Source organism: Pseudomonas sp. CCOS 191 (genome assembly GCF_001007005.1).
GTDB classification, from domain to species: domain Bacteria; phylum Pseudomonadota; class Gammaproteobacteria; order Pseudomonadales; family Pseudomonadaceae; genus Aquipseudomonas; species Aquipseudomonas soli.
Window position 1 is genome coordinate 247,805 of sequence record NZ_LN847264.1, and the last position, 19,298, is coordinate 267,102.

19 protein-coding genes are annotated in these 19,298 nt (G+C 63.9%); 18 read left to right on the forward strand and 1 reads right to left on the reverse strand.

Going from position 1 to position 19,298, the window contains the following annotated elements; genetic code table 11:
• Positions 1–60 precede the first annotated feature (60 nt).
• The 18 genes from CCOS191_RS01170 (at position 61) to CCOS191_RS01255 (ending at position 18,406) form a co-directional block, all read left to right on the forward strand.
• The gene (locus CCOS191_RS01170; RefSeq protein ID WP_046853742.1) at positions 61–1,149 is read left to right on the forward strand and encodes an efflux RND transporter periplasmic adaptor subunit; all 1,089 of its coding nucleotides are present in this window, start codon (positions 61–63) and stop codon (positions 1,147–1,149) included.
• On the forward strand, positions 1,146–2,213 hold the full coding sequence (locus CCOS191_RS01175; protein WP_046853743.1) for an efflux RND transporter periplasmic adaptor subunit: 1,068 nt from the start codon (positions 1,146–1,148) through the stop codon (positions 2,211–2,213). The genes CCOS191_RS01170 and CCOS191_RS01175 overlap by 4 nt, the downstream gene beginning before the upstream one ends.
• Positions 2,210–5,275, forward strand: a complete 3,066-nt coding sequence (locus CCOS191_RS01180; RefSeq protein ID WP_046853744.1) for an efflux RND transporter permease subunit — start codon at positions 2,210–2,212, stop codon at positions 5,273–5,275. Before CCOS191_RS01175 ends, CCOS191_RS01180 begins: the two co-directional genes overlap by 4 nt.
• 218 nt (positions 5,276–5,493) lie before the next feature.
• Positions 5,494–5,676, forward strand: coding sequence for a sulfur starvation response protein OscA (oscA, locus tag CCOS191_RS01185; RefSeq protein ID WP_003258557.1), 183 nt, complete (start codon positions 5,494–5,496; stop codon positions 5,674–5,676).
• 47 nt (positions 5,677–5,723) lie between these two features.
• Positions 5,724–6,731: a sulfate ABC transporter substrate-binding protein gene (locus tag CCOS191_RS01190; RefSeq protein WP_046853745.1), complete on the forward strand. Its 1,008-nt coding sequence runs from the start codon at positions 5,724–5,726 to the stop codon at positions 6,729–6,731.
• A 199-nt stretch (positions 6,732–6,930) separates the two neighbouring features.
• A complete protein-coding gene (gene cysT, locus CCOS191_RS01195; protein ID WP_023629656.1) occupies positions 6,931–7,749 on the forward strand; it encodes a sulfate ABC transporter permease subunit CysT in 819 nt (272 codons plus the stop codon).
• 13 nt (positions 7,750–7,762) lie between these two features.
• Positions 7,763–8,635 carry a sulfate ABC transporter permease subunit CysW gene (gene cysW, locus CCOS191_RS01200; RefSeq protein ID WP_046853746.1) on the forward strand — a complete coding sequence of 291 codons (873 nt, stop codon included), beginning with the start codon at positions 7,763–7,765 and terminating at the stop codon, positions 8,633–8,635.
• 3 nt (positions 8,636–8,638) lie between these two features.
• Positions 8,639–9,628, forward strand: coding sequence for a sulfate/molybdate ABC transporter ATP-binding protein (locus CCOS191_RS01205; protein WP_008093195.1), 990 nt, complete (start codon positions 8,639–8,641; stop codon positions 9,626–9,628).
• A gap of 388 nt (positions 9,629–10,016) precedes the next feature.
• Complete coding sequence (locus tag CCOS191_RS01210; RefSeq protein ID WP_046853747.1) at positions 10,017–10,811, forward strand: energy transducer TonB; 795 nt, start codon at positions 10,017–10,019, stop codon at positions 10,809–10,811.
• Positions 10,812–10,841: 30 nt separating this feature from the next.
• Positions 10,842–11,564, forward strand: coding sequence for a MotA/TolQ/ExbB proton channel family protein (locus tag CCOS191_RS01215; RefSeq protein ID WP_046853748.1), 723 nt, complete (start codon positions 10,842–10,844; stop codon positions 11,562–11,564).
• Between the two features lies 1 nt (position 11,565).
• Positions 11,566–11,967, forward strand: coding sequence for an ExbD/TolR family protein (locus CCOS191_RS01220; RefSeq protein WP_028688526.1), 402 nt, complete (start codon positions 11,566–11,568; stop codon positions 11,965–11,967).
• A gap of 193 nt (positions 11,968–12,160) precedes the next feature.
• Positions 12,161–12,742, forward strand: a complete 582-nt coding sequence (locus CCOS191_RS01225) for an alpha/beta hydrolase (protein WP_046853749.1) — start codon at positions 12,161–12,163, stop codon at positions 12,740–12,742.
• A 64-nt stretch (positions 12,743–12,806) separates the two neighbouring features.
• On the forward strand, positions 12,807–13,754 hold the full coding sequence (locus CCOS191_RS01230) for a sigma 54-interacting transcriptional regulator (RefSeq protein WP_046853750.1): 948 nt from the start codon (positions 12,807–12,809) through the stop codon (positions 13,752–13,754).
• Between the two features lie 429 nt (positions 13,755–14,183).
• Positions 14,184–14,969 carry a MetQ/NlpA family ABC transporter substrate-binding protein gene (locus CCOS191_RS01235; protein WP_046853751.1) on the forward strand — a complete coding sequence of 262 codons (786 nt, stop codon included), beginning with the start codon at positions 14,184–14,186 and terminating at the stop codon, positions 14,967–14,969.
• Positions 14,970–15,449: 480 nt separating this feature from the next.
• A complete protein-coding gene (locus tag CCOS191_RS01240) occupies positions 15,450–16,115 on the forward strand; it encodes an amino acid ABC transporter permease (RefSeq protein WP_023630800.1) in 666 nt (221 codons plus the stop codon).
• The gene (locus CCOS191_RS01245; protein ID WP_046853752.1) at positions 16,096–16,755 is read left to right on the forward strand and encodes an amino acid ABC transporter permease; all 660 of its coding nucleotides are present in this window, start codon (positions 16,096–16,098) and stop codon (positions 16,753–16,755) included. Before CCOS191_RS01240 ends, CCOS191_RS01245 begins: the two co-directional genes overlap by 20 nt.
• A complete protein-coding gene (locus tag CCOS191_RS01250; protein ID WP_046853753.1) occupies positions 16,752–17,537 on the forward strand; it encodes an amino acid ABC transporter ATP-binding protein in 786 nt (261 codons plus the stop codon). Before CCOS191_RS01245 ends, CCOS191_RS01250 begins: the two co-directional genes overlap by 4 nt.
• Positions 17,534–18,406, forward strand: a complete 873-nt coding sequence (locus CCOS191_RS01255) for a transporter substrate-binding domain-containing protein (RefSeq protein WP_046853754.1) — start codon at positions 17,534–17,536, stop codon at positions 18,404–18,406. The genes CCOS191_RS01250 and CCOS191_RS01255 overlap by 4 nt, the downstream gene beginning before the upstream one ends.
• Before the next feature lie 37 nt (positions 18,407–18,443).
• Here the strand turns inward: CCOS191_RS01255 and CCOS191_RS01260 are convergent, their stop codons facing one another.
• A complete protein-coding gene (locus CCOS191_RS01260; protein ID WP_046853755.1) occupies positions 18,444–19,262 on the reverse strand; it encodes an alpha/beta fold hydrolase in 819 nt (272 codons plus the stop codon).
• Positions 19,263–19,298 lie beyond the last annotated feature (36 nt).

Sequence of the window (19,298 nt, forward strand, 5' to 3'; positions counted from 1 at the left end):
CGATCCCTGATCTACGCTTTCAAACGCATCCCTTTCACCTGAGAGAAGCAAGGAGCCTGCATGACGCTAGAGCGTGCGCCGCTGGTCGTTTGCCTGGGGTTGCTGTCCCTGCTTTCAGGCTGTGGCAAGGAGGAGGTCGGCCAGGTGTTGCCCCGGGTCGCGGTGCAACAGGTGCAGCCCACCGATTTTGCCGCCCGGGTCACCCTGACCGGTGACGTGCAGGCGCGGGTGCAGACCGACTTGTCGTTCCGCGTGGGCGGCAAGATCATCGCCCGCAGCGTCGATGTCGGGGACCACGTCAAGGCCAACCAGGTACTGGCGCGCCTGGACCCCAAGGACCTGCAGAACAACGTCGACTCGGCCAAGGCCGAAGTGTTCGCCGAACAGGCCCGGGTCACCCAGACCAGCGCCGCGTTCGTGCGCCAGCAGAAACTCCTGCCCAAGGGCTACACCAGCCAGAGCGAGTACGACTCCGCCGAAGCCGCGCTGCGCAGCAGCCAGAGCGCGCTCAAGGCCGCCCAGGCGCAGCTGGCCAACGCCAACGAGCAACTGAGTTACACCGCATTGGTGTCCGAGGCCGACGGCGTGATCACTGCGCGCCAGGCCGAGGTCGGCCAGGTGGTGCAGGCGACCATGCCGATCTTCAGCCTGGCCGTCGATGGCGACCGGGACGCGGTGTTCAATGTCTACGAATCGCTGCTGGTGGCGCCCAGCAGCGAGAGGGACTTGACGGTCAGCATGATCGACAACCCCACCATCACCGCCCAGGGCCATGTACGCGAGATCACCCCGACGGTCTCGGCCCAGAGTGGCACGGTGCAGGTCAAGGTGGCCCTGCGCGATGTGCCCAAGGGCATGGCCCTCGGCGCGCCGGTGACCGTTTCGGCCAGCGCACACGGCAAACCGAGCGTCGAGCTGCCCTGGTCTGCCCTGACCAAGGCGCTGAGCGAGCCCGCCGTGTGGGTGGTCGGCGAGGGTGACAAGGCGCAACTGCGCAAGGTCCAGGTGGCGCGCTACCTGACCGGCAAAGTGGTGATCAGCGAGGGTCTCGAGGCCGGTGAGGTGGTGGTGGTCAGTGGTGGCCAGCTGTTGAACCCAGGTATTCAGGTCGAGAAGGTCGACGCCAGAAGCGGGGGAGTCGCGCCATGAGGCCGTTGCTGCCGGTATTGTCTGCCTGTCTGTTGCTGGCTGCCTGTGGCGGCGAGGACGTCCAGCCCGAACCCGTGCGCCCGGTGCTGTCGACCGTGGTCGAGCCCCAGGTGCAAGCGCAGCTTGGGCGTTTTGCCGGCAACATCCAGGCACGCTTCGAGAGCACCTTGGGTTTCCGCGTGTCTGGCCGCATCGCCCGGCGCTGGCTGGATGTCGGGGCCCAGGTCAAGCCGGGCGACACTTTGGCCACCCTCGATCCGACCGACCAGCAGAACCAGCTGCGTGCCGCCGAAGGCGACCTGGCGCGGGTCCAGGCGCAGTGGATCAATGCCCAGGCCGATGCCCGTCGCCAGCAACAGCTGTATGACCGCGGAGTCGGCGCCCAAGCCCAGCTGGACATCGCCCAGACCAACCTGAAGACCACCGGCGCGTCGCTGGAGCAGGCGCGCTCGGCACTCAGCCAGGCCCGCGACCAGCTCGACTACAGCACCCTGCGTAGCGACCATGCCGCGGTGATCACCGCCTGGCAGGCCGAGGCCGGGCAGACCGTCAGCGCCGGCCAGGCCGTGGTCACCCTGGCGCGCCCGGACGTGAAGGAAGCGGTGATCGACCTGCCGATCGCCTTGGCCGAGCAACTGCGCCGCGACCTCACCTTCACCGTCGCCTCGCAGCTCGACCCGAGCATCAACACCACCGCCACCTTGCGCGAGCTGGAGCCCCAGGCCGATGCCACCACCCGTACCCGCCGCGCCCGCCTGACCCTGGCCAGCACCCCGGACGCTTTCCACCTGGGGACCGCGATCAGCGTCACCCTGACCTCGGCACTGACGCCGCGCAGCCAGTTGCCGCTTTCCGCGCTGCTCGAACGCGATGGCAAGACCCAGGTCTGGGTGGTCGACCCGCAGGGCAAGACCGTGGCCACCCGTGACGTCACCCTGGCGGAGCGTGGCCCTGACAGCATCATCCTGTCCTCCGGTGTGCAACCCGGCGAGCGCGTCGTCACCGCCGGCGTGAACAGCCTCAAGCCTGGCCAGAAGGTCATCTTCGACGAGGACGCACGATGAAAGGAAGCTTCAACCTCTCCGAATGGGCGCTCAAGCACCAGTCCTTCGTCTGGTACCTGATGTTCGTCGGCTTGCTGATGGGAGTCTTTTCCTACTTCAACCTGGGTCGAGAGGAGGATCCGTCCTTCACCATCAAGACCATGGTGATCCAGACCCGCTGGCCCGGCGCGACCCAGGACGAGACGCTGTACCAGATCACCGACCGGATCGAGAAGAAGCTCGAGGAGCTCGACTCGCTCGACTACGTGAAAAGCTATACCCGCCCCGGCGAATCGACGGTCTACGTGTACCTGCTCGATACCACCAAGGCCAAGGACATCCCGGACATCTGGTACCAGGTGCGCAAGAAGATCCAGGACATCCGCGGCCAGTTCCCGCAGGGCGTGCAGGGGCCGGGCTTCAACGACGAGTTCGGCGACGTGTTCGGCTCGATCTACGCCTTCACCTCCGATGGCCTGAACCTGCGCCAGCTACGCGACTATGTGGAACAGGCCCGCGCCGAGGTGCGCGAGGTGCACAACATCGGCAAGATCGAGCTGATCGGCACCCAGGACGAAGTGCTCTACCTGAACTTCTCCACCCGCAAGCTGGCGGCCCTGGGCATTGACCAGCGGCAGGTCATGGAGGCACTGAAATCGCAGAACGCGGTGACCCCGGCGGGGGTGATCGAAGCCGGCCCCGAGCGCATCTCGGTGCGCACCACCGGGCAGTTCGCCTCGGAGAAAGACCTGGAGACGGTCAACCTGCGCATCAACGACCGCTTCTTCCGCCTGGCCGATATCGCCGACATCGAGCGCGGCTATGTCGACCCACCGTCGCCGATCTTCCGCTACAACGGCCAGCCCGCCATCGGCCTGGCCATCGGCATGAAGGCTGGCGGCAACATCGAGGTGTTCGGCGCTGCGCTGAAGAAGAAGATGGACAGCATCGTCAGCGAGCTGCCGGTCGGGGTCGGCGTGCACACCGTGTCCGACCAGGCAGTGGTGGTCAAGCAGGCGGTTGGCGGCTTCACCAGTGCCTTGTTCGAAGCCGTGGTGATCGTGCTGGTGGTGAGCTTCGTCAGCCTGGGCGTGCGTGCCGGGCTGGTGGTGGCCTGCTCGATCCCGTTGGTGCTGGCCATGGTGTTCGTGTTCATGGAGTACAGCGACATCACCATGCAGCGGATTTCGCTGGGTGCGCTGATCATTGCCCTGGGCCTGCTGGTGGATGACGCGATGATCACCGTGGAGGTGATGGTCACGCGCCTGGAAATGGGCGAGACGAAAGAGCAGGCGGCGACTTTCGCCTACACTTCGACGGCCTTCCCCATGCTGACCGGCACCCTGGTGACCGTGGCCGGTTTCGTGCCGATCGGCCTCAATGCCAGCTCGGCCGGTGAATACACCTATACCTTGTTCGCGGTGATCGCCGTGGCGCTGCTGGTGTCGTGGGTGGTGGCGGTGTTCTTCGCCCCGGTGCTGGGCGTGCATATCCTCAGCAGCGAAAAGCTCAAGCCCCACGAGGCCGAACCTGGGCGGGTGGGCCGGGCGTTCGAACATGGCCTGCTGTGGTGCATGCGCCACCGCTGGGTGACGGTGATCGGCACCATCGTGCTGTTCGCACTGTCGGTGGTGGGCATGCGCTTCGTGCAGAACCAGTTCTTCCCATCCTCGGACCGCCCGGAGATCCTGGTCGATCTCGACCTGCCGCAGAACGCCTCGATCGAGGAAACGCGCAAGGTGGTGGATCGCCTGGAGGCGAAGATCAAGGACGACCCCGACCTGGTGCGCTGGAGCACTTACATCGGCCAGGGCGCGATCCGCTTCTACCTGCCCCTCGACCAGCAATTGCAGAACCCCTATTACGCCCAGCTGGTGATCGTCAGCAAGGGCTTCGAAGAGCGCCAGGGCATGATCGAGCGCCTGCAGAAACTGCTGCGCGAAGACTTCGTCGGCATCGGCAGCAACGTGCAGTCGCTGGAAATGGGCCCGCCGGTGGGCCGGCCGATCCAGTACCGGGTCAGCGGCAAGGACATCGACCAGGTGCGCCGCTATGCCATCGAACTGGCCACGGTGCTCGACGGCAACGAGCATATCGGCGACATGATGTACGACTGGAACGAGCCCGGTAAGGTGCTGCGCATCGAGATTGCCCAGGACAAGGCGCGTCAGCTGGGGCTGTCGTCCGAAGACGTGGCCAATGTGATGAACAGCATCGTCAGCGGCGTGCCGGTCACCCAGGTCAACGACAACATCTACCTGGTCGACGTCATCGCCCGCGCCGAGGACAGCGAGCGGGGCTCGCCCGACACCCTGCAGAACCTGCAGATCGTCAGCCCCAGCGGTGTGTCGATTCCCCTACTGGCGTTCGCCACCGTGCGCTACGAGCTGGAGCAGCCATTGGTGTGGCGGCGCGACCGCAAGCCGACCATCACCATCAAGGCCTCGGTGGTCGGCGATATCCAGCCGACCAACCTGGTGGCGCAGCTCAAGCCGAAGATCGACGAGTTCGCCGGCAAGCTGCCGCCCGGTTACGGCGTGGCCACCGGCGGTACGGTGGAGGAGAGCGGCAAGGCCCAGGGGCCGATCGCCGATGTCATTCCATTGATGCTGTTCCTCATGGCGACCTTCCTGATGATCCAGCTGCACAGCGTGCAGAAGCTGTTCCTGGTGGTCAGCGTCGCGCCGCTGGGGCTGATCGGCGTGGTCCTGGCCCTGGTGCCCACGGGCACGCCCATGGGCTTCGTGGCGATCCTCGGCATCCTCGCCCTGGCCGGGATCATCATCCGCAACTCGGTGATCCTGGTGACCCAGATCGACGAATTCGAGGAGCAGGGCTACACCCCCTGGGACGCGGTGGTGGAGGCGACCAACCACCGCCGCCGGCCGATCCTGCTGACGGCGGCGGCGGCAAGCCTGGGCATGATCCCGATTGCCCGGGAAGTGTTCTGGGGGCCGATGGCCTACGCCATGATCGGCGGCATCATCAGTGCAACGCTGCTGACGCTGTTGTTCCTGCCGGCGCTGTACGTGGCCTGGTACAAGATCCGCGAGCCGGAAAACAAGACTCCGAAAGCGCATTGATACTTGTAGGAGCGGATTCATCCGCGATCACGGGCGCAGCCCGTGCAGGATATGGCGGTATCCGCATCGCGGATAAATCCGCTCCTACATAGTAGTTATATAAACATTCTTAAACAGTATTTTTAAGAATATCCGCGCCTCACTAGTATTGCCCTCAAGCCAGGCGCAAATCCCCTTCAAAACCTCTGCCCGGCTCCCTTACTCACAGGAGAACGAGCATGAGTGCATCTCTGCGCAGCATCGACGGTCAGGACGAAGCCACCATTCTGCGTGAAATCCAGAGTGCCCTGCGCGACCTGCGCTTTGGCGCGGTGGAGATCACCGTGCACAACGCCCAGGTGGTGCAGATTGAACGCAAGGAGAAGTTCCGCCTGCAGCAGCCCGGTAACAAGACCGGCTGACACCGCACCCCTTCAAAACTAGAAAAATGCCAATCGGGAGCTTCACCATGTCCATCCGCCGTTATGCGCTTGCCGCCCTGGCCAGTGCCGTTTTTGCCGGTTCCGCGATCGCCAAGGACTACGAATTGCTGAACGTGTCCTATGACCCGACCCGCGAGCTGTACCAGCAGTACAACGCCGAGTTCATCAAGCATTGGCAAGCCGCCAACCCCGGCGACAAGGTGAAGATCCAGCAGTCCCACGGCGGTTCGGGCAAGCAGGGCCGCGCGGTCATCGACGGCCTGCGCGCCGACGTGGTGACCCTGGCCCTGGCCGGCGACATCGACGAAATCGCCAAGCTCGGCAAGACCCTGCCGGAGGACTGGCAGAAGCGCCTGCCGGACGCCAGCACGCCGTACACCTCGACCATCGTGTTCCTGGTACGCAAGGGCAACCCGAAAGGCATCAAGGACTGGGGCGACCTGATCAAGAAAGACGTCTCGGTGATCACGCCCAATCCAAAGACCTCCGGCGGCGCCCGCTGGAACTTCCTCGCCGCCTGGGCCTACGGCCTGAAGACCGGCGGCAGTGAAGACAAGGCCAAGGCCTACGTGCAGGAGCTGTTCAAGCACGTACCGGTGCTCGATACCGGCGCGCGTGGCTCGACCATCACCTTCGTCAACAACGGCCAGGGCGATGTGCTGCTGGCGTGGGAAAACGAAGCCTTCCTGGCGCTGAAGGAAGACGGTGGCAGCGACAAGTTCGAAATCGTCGTCCCATCGCTGTCGATCCTGGCCGAGCCACCGGTGGCGGTGGTCGACAAGAACGCCGAGAAGAAGGGCAACGAGAAGATCGCCGAGGAATACCTCAAGCATCTGTACAGCCCGGCTGGCCAGAAGATCGCCGCGGAAAACTTCTACCGTCCGCGTGACGCGAAGGTCGCCGCCGAATTCGGCAAGCAGTTCCCGAAACTGGACCTGGTGACCATCGACAAGGACTTCGGTGGCTGGAAGACTGCGCAGCCGAAGTTCTTCAACGATGGCGGTGTGTTCGACCAGATTTATCAGGCACAGTGATCGGCAATGAACAAGCGGGGCCGCTTCGCGCCCCTTTCGCCGGCAAGCCGGCTCCCACAGGAAGCGGGAATGTACCGCCACTGTGGGAGCTGGCTTGCCAGCGAAAGGGCTGCGCAGCAGCCCCACAAACAAAACCCTTCAGTAGCCTGCACCGGCCCGGGATGACTCCCGGGCTTCGTGCGTTCAACCAGGGACCTTTATGTCACGTCGCATTTCCCCCGTCATACCCGGCTTCGGGCTGACGCTGGGCTACACCTTGGTGTACCTCAGCCTGATCGTGCTGATACCGCTGGCGGCCATGTTCATCCATGCCTCGCAGCTCACCTGGGAGCAGTTCTGGAACATCGTCAGCGCGCCGCGGGTCATCGCCGCGCTGAAGCTGAGTTTCGGCACCGCCCTGTTCGCCGCCATCATCAACGGCGTGATCGGCACCCTGCTGGCCTGGGTGCTGGTGCGCTACACCTTCCCCGGGCGCAAGGTCATCGACGCGATGATTGACCTGCCGTTCGCCCTGCCCACCGCCGTGGCCGGCATCGCCTTGACTGCGTTGTACGCCCCTGCGGGCTGGGTCGGCCAGTTCGCCACGGATCTTGGCTTCAAGATCGCCTACACCCCACTGGGCATCACCCTGGCGCTGACGTTCGTCACCCTGCCGTTCGTGGTGCGCACGGTGCAGCCAGTGCTGGCAGACATCCCGCGTGAGGTGGAAGAGGCCGCTGCCTGTCTGGGCGCGAAACCTTTGCAGGTGTTCCGCCACGTGCTGGCCCCGGCGTTGCTGCCGGCGTGGCTGACCGGCTTCGCCCTGGCCTTTGCCCGTGGCGTTGGCGAGTACGGTTCGGTGATCTTCATCGCCGGCAACATGCCAATGAAGACCGAGATCCTGCCGTTGCTGATCATGGTCAAGCTCGACCAGTACGACTACACCGGCGCCACCGCCATCGGCGTGTTGATGCTGGTGGTTTCCTTCATCCTGCTGCTGCTGATCAACTTGCTGCAGCGGCGCATCGAAACCCCTTGAAGGAGGCCCGCTAATGTCTTCATCAACCCTCGGCGCGACCGCCGCCGCCAACGCCGCCCGGCGTGGCAGTGCCACTTCGCGCCGCGTGCTGATCACCCTGGCCTGGATCGTCTTTGCGCTGTTCCTGGCCCTGCCGCTGGTGATCGTGGTGTCCCAAGCCCTGAAAAACGGCTTCGGCACCTTCTTCGAGGCGATCTTCGAGGCCGATGCGTTGTCTGCGCTCAAGCTGACCCTGCTGGCGGTGGCCATTTCGGTGCCGCTGAACCTGCTGTTCGGGGTCAGTGCCGCCTGGTGCGTGAGCAAGTACAGCTTCCGTGGCAAAAGTATCCTGGTGACCCTGATCGACCTGCCGTTCTCGGTGTCACCGGTGATCGCCGGCCTGGTCTACGTGCTGATGTTCGGCGCCCAGGGCCTGTTCGGCCCGTGGCTGCAGGACCACGACATCCAGATCGTCTTCGCCCTGCCGGGCATCGTCCTGGCGACCATTTTCGTCACCGTGCCGTTCGTCGCCCGTGAACTGATCCCGCTGATGCAGGAGCAGGGCACCCAGGAAGAGGAGGCCGCGCGCCTGCTCGGGGCCAATGGCTGGCAGATGTTCTGGCATGTCACGCTGCCGAACATCAAATGGGGCCTGATCTACGGCGTGGTGCTGTGCACCGCCCGGGCCATGGGCGAATTCGGCGCCGTATCGGTGGTATCCGGGCATATCCGTGGCGTCACCAACACCTTGCCGCTGCACGTGGAGATCCTCTACAACGAGTACAACCATGTCGCGGCCTTCAGCGTGGCCAGCCTGCTGCTGATCCTGGCGCTCTTCATCCTGCTGCTCAAGCAGTGGAGCGAGAACCGTATTAACCGCCTGCGCCACAGCGCCGCGGAGGAATGATTCATGTCGATCGAAGTTCGTAACGTCAGCAAGCGCTTCAACAGCTTCCAGGCCCTGGACAACATCAACCTGGACATCCACAGCGGCGAGCTGGTTGCCCTGCTTGGCCCGTCGGGCTGCGGCAAGACCACCCTGCTGCGCATCATCGCCGGCCTGGAAACCCCGGATGACGGCAGCATCGTGTTCCATGGTGAAGATGTGTCGGGCCACGATGTGCGTGATCGCAACGTCGGTTTCGTGTTCCAGCACTACGCGCTGTTCCGCCATATGAGCGTGTTCGACAACGTCGCCTTCGGCCTGCGCATGAAACCCAAGGGCGAGCGCCCGAGCGAGAGCAAGATCGCCGAGAAGGTCCACGAGTTGCTGAACATGGTGCAGCTCGACTGGTTGTCCGATCGCTACCCCGAGCAGCTGTCCGGTGGCCAGCGCCAGCGTATCGCCCTGGCTCGTGCCCTGGCGGTGGAGCCCAAGGTATTGCTGCTCGACGAGCCGTTCGGGGCGCTGGATGCCAAGGTGCGCAAGGAGCTGCGCCGCTGGCTGGCGCGCCTGCACGAGGATATCAACCTGACCTCGGTATTCGTTACCCACGACCAGGAAGAGGCCATGGAAGTCGCCGACCGCATCGTGGTGATGAACAAGGGTGTGATCGAACAGATCGGTTCGCCGGGCGAGGTGTACGAGAAGCCGGCCAACGACTTTGTCTACCACTTCCTGGGTGACTCCAACCGCCTGGCGCTCAGCGAAGGCCACCATGTGCTGTTCCGTCCGCACGAGGTGTCGCTGTCGCGCCATGAGACCGAAGGCCACCATGCCGCCGAGGTCCGCGATATCCGCCCGTTGGGCGCCACCACCCGGGTGACCCTGAAGGTGGAAGGGCAGAGCGAGCTGATCGAGGCCGAGGTGGTCAAGGATCATGACAGCCTGACCGGGTTGGCGCGGGGGGAGACGTTGTTCTTCCGGCCGAAGGTGTGGCAGAAGGTGGCGGATATCTGATTTGCCAGTTGCATGAAGAACCCGGGCTTGGTCCCGGGTTTTTTATGTGCTGGCGGATAGTCGGGGCTGCGCTGCAGCCCATCGCCGGCAAGCCGGCTCCCACAGTACAAGGTCTGCTGCAATGATCTGTGGGAGCTGGCTTGCCAGCGATCGAGGGCAAAGCCCTCGCAGCGGATTGATGCCTTGAACGAATATTTTGAATGCTGATAAGGCATCGTTCGCAAGCTGTTCTGCGGCAGGCCGCGAACGACGCGGGTTGTGGACAGACCATCGAAATAATTATTCCATTTTGGTCTAGTTTTACGTTTAAACATTTCTTTATGAGCTAAGCCCCTAGGCCCGATGATTCAGCCACACACCTGAATCAACACCCCAGGAGTTTCTAGCAATGGGTAATGTCCAGACGGCCGTCAGGGCCTTTGAGCAGCCATGGCACCCGGCATCGGGCGACCTGGTCGAGCTCGGACGCACGCTACGCCTGCCGCTTGGCCAGTTACGCCTGCAACGCACGCCGCTGAGCGGCCTCAAACGACGCGACAAGCTGGCGTTGGTGCTGCTGGTGCTGGCCCTGCACGGTGCCGTCGCCTACTGGATCAACCAGGCACCGACCCCGGCGTTGCCCATCGTGCCGCCGCAGATTCCGCCCATGACCATCGAGTTCGCCGCGCCCGCGCCGCCAGTCGTCGAGCCGCCGCCGCCAGCCCCGGCAGCGCCTGTGGTCGAACCGCCACCGCCGGTGGTCGACGAGTTGGCTGCCAAGCCAAAGCCCAAGCCGAAAGTCGTGCCCAAGCCTGTGGCCAAGCCACAGCCAAAACCGCAGCCGAAACCGGTCGAAGCGCCGCCACCCACGCCTACGCCCGTGGCCGCGCCGGCTCCGCCTGCGCCACCCGCCCCGGCCCCGGTGACGCCAGCCTCGGCCAACGCCGCGTACCTCAAGAACCCGGCGCCGGAATATCCGCAGATGGCCCAGCGCCGTGGCTGGGAGGGCACCGTGCTGCTGCGCGTCGAGGTGCTGCCCAGTGGCAAGCCAGGGCAGATCCAGATCCAGAAAAGCAGTGGTCGCGACGCCCTGGACGCCGCCGCGCTAGCCGCGGTGAAACGCTGGAGCTTCGTCCCGGCCAAGCAGGGCGAGGTGGCCCAGGTGGGTTGGGTCAGCGTACCGATCGATTTCAAGCTTCGTTAATTTGCGAGCGCACACAGGAAGGACTTCATCATGAGCTTGTTGGCATCTCCCCTCGAATCCGTTGAAGGCGCGGTCATCTGGCTGCTGGTCGGCTTCTCCGTCGCCACCTGGGCGCTGGCCCTGGTCAAGGTCGTGCAGTTCGTGCGCCTGAAGAACCAGGACAAGCGCTTCCACCAGCAGTTCTGGGCTGCGTCCAGCCTCGACTCCGCCGCCGAGCCGGCCCACGATCTGCCAGGCCCGGCTGCCCGTGTCGCCCAGGCGGGCTTTGCGGCGATCGCGGTTGGCGAGCCTGGTCACGCTAACGATTTGAGCCAGGCCATCAACCACCAGGACCGCCTGGAGCGCGCCCTGCGCCAGCAGATCGTCCGCGAGCGTCGTTCGCTGGAAACCGGCCTGGCGGTGGTGGCCAGTATCGGCAGCACTTCGCCCTTCATCGGCCTGTTCGGCACGGTGTGGGGCATCATGGAGGCGCTCAAGGGCATCAGCGCGGCGGGCTCGGCGAGCCTGGAGACCGTGGCCGGGCCGATCGGCGCGGCGCTGGTGGCCACCGGCGTGGGTATCGCCGTCGCAGTGCCGGCGGTGCTGGTCTACAACTACTTCCTCCGTCGCCTCAAGCTGACCGCCGCCGACCTCGACGACTTCGCCCACGACTTCTACAGCCTGGCGCAGAAGAGTGCCTTCCGCGTGCTGGTGCACCCGGCGGTGCAGCGCCAGCAAACCGGCTTCACCCAACCTGTGAAGGAGGCGTCCTGACATGGCCTTCTCGACCCAGGACAGCGATGAAGTGTTGAGTGAAATCAACGTCACGCCGTTGGTGGACGTCATGCTGGTGCTGTTGGTGGTGTTCATCGTCACCGCGCCGTTGCTGACCAACGCCATCCCTATCAACCTGCCCAAGACCGAGGCCGTGGCCCCGGTGGAGCAGAAGGACCCGCTGGTGGTGAGCATCGACGGCAGCGGCAAGCTGTTCATCAACAAGGATGAGATCCAGCCCGACCTGCTGGAGACCAACCTCAAGGCTGCCAAGGACAAGGACGCCGAGCTGCGTGTGCAGCTGCAGGCCGACGATGGTGTGAACTACGGCGAGGTCGCCCGCGCAATGGCGGCGATCGAGCGTGCCGGGATCAGCAAGCTGGCGGTGATCACCGCGCGCTGACCGGCGATACCTTCTTCAGGCAAGTGCTTAGGGGCCATTTTCCTTGGCAGGGGATGGCCCTTTTTTTATGCGCGAAGCCAAGCCTCTTCCATATAAGTATTTTAGTTATTAATAAATAGCTTCTTATTCCTTTACGAATATAACCCCCTCCCTATACTTGCACCCAAGCACGCAAACTTCCGGAGGCGTCCCCATGCGCAATGAGTCGATTCGTTACCTGATTGTGCCGGGCTGGCAAGGATCGCCAGACAACCATTGGCAAAGTCACTGGCAGCGCAGCCTGCCCAACAGCGCCCGGGTCGAGCAGAGCGACTGGCTCACGCCACAACGGCGCGATTGGGTACAGGCGCTGGAGCAAGCGATTGCCGCCGAGCGCTCGCCGGTGATTCTCATCGCCCACAGCCTTGGCTGCATCACGGTCGCTCACTGGGCCGCCCAGGCCAGCCCTGATCTGCAGCAAAGGGTGCGCGGCGCGCTGCTGGTGGCACCGGCGGATGTCGAGCGGCCGAATTGCGCGCCAGCCCTGCGCAATTTCGCGCCGATTCCCCTGCAGGCCCTGCCGTTCCCCAGCCAGGTGGTCAGCTCCGACAACGACCCGGCGGTGAGCGTGCCGCGCGCGTTGTACTTGGCGCAGGCCTGGGGCGCCGAAGCCGGGCTGCTGGCCAACGCCGGGCATATCAACGTCAAGTCCGGGCACCAGCGCTGGGAGCAAGGCTTTGCCTATCTCTACCGGCTGCAGGCCCGTGTCGACCAGCGCGCCCTGCGCCGCGCCTGATCCACAGGTTTTCATCGACTGAGCTGAGTCCCTCGACCGCTTGCGGCCGGGGCGGGAGTATTCCATGACATTTCACACCCCATTCGGTCAGCCGTTGCTGACCTTCCCCGAACTGGACAAGAGCCCGCTGAGCATCCGCGCCAAGGCGCTGGTGTTCGTCGACCCGCGCTCCCAGGCGCTGCGCCAGGCCCTGGAACGGCTGGCGCCACAACCGTTGCCGGTGCTGATCCGCGGCGAGACCGGCACCGGCAAGGAGCTGCTGGCCCGGCAGATTCATCGCGCCAGTGATCGGGGCGGGTTGTTCGTGTCGGTCAACTGCGCGGCCATCAGCCCGACCTATGCCGATGCCGAGCTGTTCGGCTACAGCGCCGGTAGCCAGGGTGGTACTGCCAGCAGTCGCGCCGGATGGTTCGGCTCGGCCAATGGCGGCACGTTGTATCTGGACGAGATCGCCGACCTGCCCCTGGCGATTCAGGGCAAGCTGTTGGCCGCCCTGGAGAATCGCGAGGTGATCCGGGTCGGCGCCACGCAGCCGCAGGCGGTCGATGTGCGGCTGGTGGCCGCTTCCAGCATCGACCTGGCGCTGGCAGTGCGCGCGGGGCGTTTCAACGAGCGGCTCTACCATTACCTGCACGAAGGCGAGCTGGAGTTGCCGGCGCTGCGTGAGCGGATCGGCGATATCCTGCCGTTGGCCGAGTACTTCGTGGGGATCTACAGCGTGCGTCTCGATCGGCCGGTTCCTCTCATCAGCGAGGTTGCCCAGCAGGCGCTCGAAGCGCATGCCTGGCCGGGCAATACCCGCGAGCTGGAGAACGTCATTCACTTCGCCCTACTGGTCAGCGATGGCGATGAAATCCTCCCTGAGCACCTCGACCTGCCGGACACCCGCCCACTGGCCAACCTAGCGCGACAGCTGGAACAGCTACGCCGTGGCGGCGAAGCGCAGACCCTCGCTGAACTGCGTGGGCTGCTGGGCGAAGCCCTGGCGCGACTGGGTGAAACCGCGTCTTAGACAACCGTCTTGCATCGCTTATTAGATCGAGCGCCGCCCACGCGGCGCATCGCGGATGAATCCGCTCCTACATTCGTTGCAACGTGGCCATGCCTGTTAGGCCATGGTTGTTAGCCTTGTGCGTTCGACGCGATTTTTCGGTGGGCATTGCCGCCGCCTCACCTGTCTCAAGTCCTGCGCCAAGGCATGGCAACCATGGCCTGACAGGTTCGGTACGTTGCAACAAATGTAGGAGCGGATTCATCCGCGATGCGCCGCGTGGGCGGCGCTCGATCTAATAGGCGATGCAAATCTCTTGGAATAAGCAGCTAAGTAAAAGATATTGTTACGGAATAAAAATAATCGGTATTGTCCGGTTCACGCCCACCCGAACGGATGGGCACCCGACGTCGCCATCTGCGATGGCCCAGCTATAGAACAAGGATCACCATGAAAAAGACCCTGCTGACCACCGCCCTGGCTGCCGCCCTGTCGTTCACGGGCCTCGCCAACGCCGCTGAAAAACTGGTGGTCGCCGCCACGCCCGTGCCCCACGCGGAAATCCTCGAACTGATCAAACCGACCCTGGCCAAGGAAGGCGTGGATCTGGAGATCAAGGTCTTCACCGACTACGTCCAGCCCAACGTGCAGGTCGACCAGAAGCGCCTGGATGCCAACTACTTCCAGACCCTGCCGTACCTGAAGAACTTCAACGAAGGCAAGGGCACCCACCTGGAGACCGTGATCGGCGTGCACGTCGAACCGTTCGGTGGCTACTCGAAGAAGGTCAAGAGCCTGGCCGAGCTGAAGGACGGCGCGACCGTGGCCATCCCCAACGAGGGCAGCAACAGTGGCCGTGCCCTGCTGCTGCTGCAGAAGGCCGGGCTGATTACCCTGAAGGATCCGAAGAACGCCCTGGCCACGCCGAAGGACATCGCCGAGAACCCGAAGAAGCTCAAGTTCAAGGAGCTTGAATCGGCCATGCTCCCGCGTGTGCTGGATCAGGTCGACCTGGACATGATCAACACCAACTATGCGCTTGAAGCCGGCCTGAACCCGGCCAAGGACGCCCTGGTGATCGAAGGCAGCGATTCGCCGTACGTGAACTTCCTGGTTGCCCGCCCGGACAACAAGGACAGCGCGGCCATCCAGAAGCTGGCCAAGGCGCTGACCAGCCCGGAAGTGAAGGCGTTCATCGAGAAGAAATACAGCGGTGCGGTACTGCCGGCGTTCTGATACGCGACCTGGTACGAAAAACGCCGACGCATATTGCGTCGGCGTTTTTGTTTGTGCTGGCCTGATCGCGGGCTGGCCGGTCTCGAGTAGTGCAGCGCAAGATTCAGCGCTGAGTCGCCAGGGCCCGGCGTAGCGCCAGGAGCCACAGCAGTTGTTCGTTCGAAGCAGGCAAGCAGGGGCTGTTCATCGTTGTCTTCCTTGTTGAATGTGATGGGCCGTGCAAGTCACAGTTTGAAACCCCTTGGAGGGGAAAATTCTCGGAAAGATCCGCGTGTAGTGAAGGAAATTTCCGAGCGTCACGGGGTGGTGATATAGATATGCAATAAAGATATTTATAAAAATATTTTTATGCCTTTAGAGTCTAGGAATCGTGCTTACCGGCACAGCGCCACTATTCGTGAAACGACGCCGAGCAACCCTCGTGCCGACCCTGGACCTTCCCATGCCGTACCTTCGTGACACCGTGCCGAGGCCCCTTCCATGAGCTTCGACACCGCTTTCATGCTTAGCACACTGCCGGCCTTCTTCAAGGCCGTTGGCGTGACCCTGCAAGTCGGGGCGATCGCAATCGCCACCTCGTTGCTGGTGGCGCTGCTCAACGCGACGATCCTGGTGTTGCGCACGCCTTACCTGTGGCGCCTGGTCAAGGGCTACGTGGAGCTGGCGCGCAACACTCCGTTGCTGATCCAGCTGTTCTTCGTCTACTTCGCCTTGCCGAGCCTGGGGGTGAAGGTATCCGGCTTCGCTGCCGCGATCATCACCCTGACGTTCATGGGCGGCGCCTACCTCACCGAGGTACTGCGCGCCGGGGTCGAGGCCGTGCCGCGGGCGCAACTGGAATCCGGGCGCTCCATCGGGCTTTCCGAGGGCCAGCTGCTGCGCCATGTGATCCTGCCCCAGGCCGGCATCCTCAGCCTGCCGGCGCTGTTCGCCAATTTCGTCTTCCTGCTCAAGGAAACCACCGTGGTTTCGGCGGTGGCGGTGCCGGAAATTCTCTACACCACCAAGAACTACATCGCCCTGTACTACAAGACCTACGAAATGCTCGCCGTGCTGACCCTGCTCTGCGTGCTGATCTTCCTGCCGCTGTCGCTGCTGCTGCGCTACCTGGAACGGAGGCTGCAACATGGCCAGTTCGGGCATTGAGCTGCTGCTGGTTTCGCTGCCGCAACTGGCCATGGGCGCCGGGCAGACCCTGGCGATCTCGGCCCTGGGCATCCTGTTCGCCACCTTCGGCGGCGTGCTCTACGGCGTGCTGGCGACCCTCGGCAGCCGTTGGCTGAACATCCTGCTGCGGGTGTACCTGGAACTGTTCCGGGCGATTCCGGTGCTGGTCTGGCTGTACCTGGTGTTCTTCGGCTTGCCGATCTTCTTCGGCCTGAGCATCCCCAGCTTCTGGTGCGCGGTGCTGGTGCTGGGCCTGTGGGGCGCCAGCGAGGTCGGCGAAGTGGTGCGCGGCGCCTTGCAGTCGCTGCCACGCGGGCAGCGCGAGGCGGGGTTGTCGATCGGCCTGGGCGGCTGGCAGCTGTATGCCTATGTGCTGCTGCCCCAGGCGCTCAAGCGCATGACCCCGCCGACCATCAATATCTACACGCGGATCATCAAGACCAGCTCGCTGGCGGTGCTGATCGGCGTGGTCGAAGTGATCAAGGCGGGGCAGCAGATCATCGAACGCACCTACGAGTCGGTGCTGATCTACGGCGCGCTGTTCCTGTTCTTCTTTCTTGTCTGCTATCCGCTGTCAGCCGCCTCCCGCGTGCTGGAGCGGCGCTGGGCCCACGCATGAATCCATTGATCGAATTCCAAGGCTTCAACAAGTTCTTCGGCCAGCACCAGGTGCTCGCAGACGTCGACCTCAAGGTCGAGGCCGGCGAGGTGGTGGTGATCCTCGGCCCCAGCGGCTGTGGCAAGAGCACCCTGCTGCGCTGCCTCAACGGCCTGGAAGAGGCCCAGGGCGGTAGCCTGCGCCTCGACGGCCAGGAGCTGCTCGGCCCCGACAACGACTGGCGCCAGGTGCGCCAACGGGTCGGCATGGTGTTTCAGAGCTACCACCTGTTCGGCCACATGAGCGTGATCGACAACTTGCTGCTGGGGCCGCTGAAGGTGCAGAAGCGCGAACGCCACGAGGCCCAGGCCCAGGCCGAGGCTTTGCTGGCCCGGGTAGGGCTGCTGGACAAGCGTGACGCGTTCCCGCGCCAGCTCTCCGGTGGCCAGCAGCAACGCATCGCCATTGTCCGTTCGTTATGCATGAATCCACAGGTGATGCTCTTCGACGAGGTCACCGCCGCCCTCGACCCGGAGATGGTCAAGGAGGTGCTGCAGGTGATCCAGGGTCTGGCCCGCGAAGGCATGACCCTGCTCATCGTCACTCACGAAATGGCCTTCGCCCGCGCGGTGGCCGACCGCATCGTGTTCATGGAGGCCGGCAGGATCCTTGAACAGAACCACCCTGAGCGCTTCTTCACTCAACCGCAGACCGCACGCGCGCAGCAGTTCCTGGAGAAATTCTCGTTCGTCGAAAGCCTGCCCAAGACACTGTCTAAGCCACTGCACAAGGAACTGTCATGAAGACTGCCCCGTTCGCCAAACTGCTCGCGCCCTTGTTGGGCCTGGCCCTGCTGGCCGGCTGCAACAAATCCGAAGATCCGGCCAAGCCCGCCGCCGCCTCGCCGGCCAGCAGCTACCTGGAAACCATCAAGGCCCGCGACAAACTGATCGTCGGCGTGTTCACCGACAAGCCACCGTTCGGCTTCGTCGATGAAAGCGGCCGCTACGTGGGCTTCGACACCGACATCGGCCGGCGCTTCGCCAAGGATCTGTTGGGCGACGAGAACAAGGTCGAGTTCGTCGCGGTCGAGCCTGCCAGCCGTATCCCATTCCTGCAGAGCGACAAGGTCGACCTGATCCTCGCCAACATGACCGTCACCCCGGAGCGCAAGGAGGCAGTGGACTTCACCAACCCCAACCTGCGCGTGGCGGTGCAGGCCATCGTCGCCGACGGCAGTTCGGTGCAGAAGCTCGACGACCTGGCCGACAAGACCATCATCGTCACCACCGGCACCACCGCCGATATCTGGCTGACCAAGACCCACCCGGACTGGAAACTGCTCAAGTTCGAGAAGAACACCGAGTCGCTGGCCGCGTTGGCCAACGGTCGGGGTGATGCCTATGCCCAGGACAACCTGATCCTGTTCAGCTGGGCCAAGCAGAACCCGGGCTACCGCGTGCTGCCACAGCTGTTGGGTGATGAAGCACCGATCGCCCCGGCGGTGAAGAAGGGCAATACCGAGTTGCGCGATTGGGTGAACAGCGAGCTGGCCAAGCTGGGTGAGGAGAAGTTCCTGCTCAAGCTGTACGACCAGTACGTGCGCAAGGAACTGAGCGACGACACCAAGCCTGAGAGCGTGATCGTCGAGGGCGGCAAGTGGCAGGGCTGATCGCCTGAACGGGGCTGCAAAGCAGCCCCTTTCGGTCTCAGCAATTGCGCGGTAACCAGTTCAGCAGGAAATCATTCACCACCTGCGGATTCTCCAGGCTGGAGATATGCCCGGCGAATGGAATCTGTGCCGCGAGGCATCCAATCAACTGCGCCATCTCGACGGACTCCGCCGGTGGCCTAGGGATGTCCTGGTCGCCACAGAGCACGATGGTCCGCTCTCCCGGCAGCTCACCGAGTCGCGCCAGCAGGTCTGGCCGGCCGAAGATCACCCGGCCCATCGGGTCGAGGCTGCCCCGGATGATTTCGGCGCTGCTTGCCTTGAGGTCCGCACGGAAGCACTCGCGCACCTCGGGCACCGTCTGCCCTCCGGCATGGAAGAAGATCGGCACCACGACGTCCAGCAACGGGTCGATGAAGGCTCCGGCGTTGCTTGCCGCATCCAGCAAACCGAAATACTTCAGCCGCGTCGCCTCGGGCTCGGCGCCCAGGTAGGTGTCCATCAGCACCAGGCGGTCGACTCGTTCAGGGTGGTCGATGGCCAGCTGCGCGCCCCACATGCCGCCAACCGACAGCCCGACCAGGTGGCACTTCTGGATATCCAGGGCATCGAGCAACGCCAGGTGCTGGCGAGCCAGGGCGGCCATGTCGACGGTACTGGCGGGCGGGGCTGCGGAATCGCCGTGGCCCCACAGCTCAGGCACGATGACCCGGAAGTGCCGTGACAGGGCGTCGATCTGCGGTTGCCACATGGCGGACGACCACAGGTAGCTGTGGCCCAGCAGCACTGGGAAGCCCTGGCCCTGGTCGACATAGCTCATGCGTGCTCCGTCGATCTCGATGAAGTGTTTCTGCATTGCGTGACCTCATGGATTGCGAGAGGGCCGCTGTGC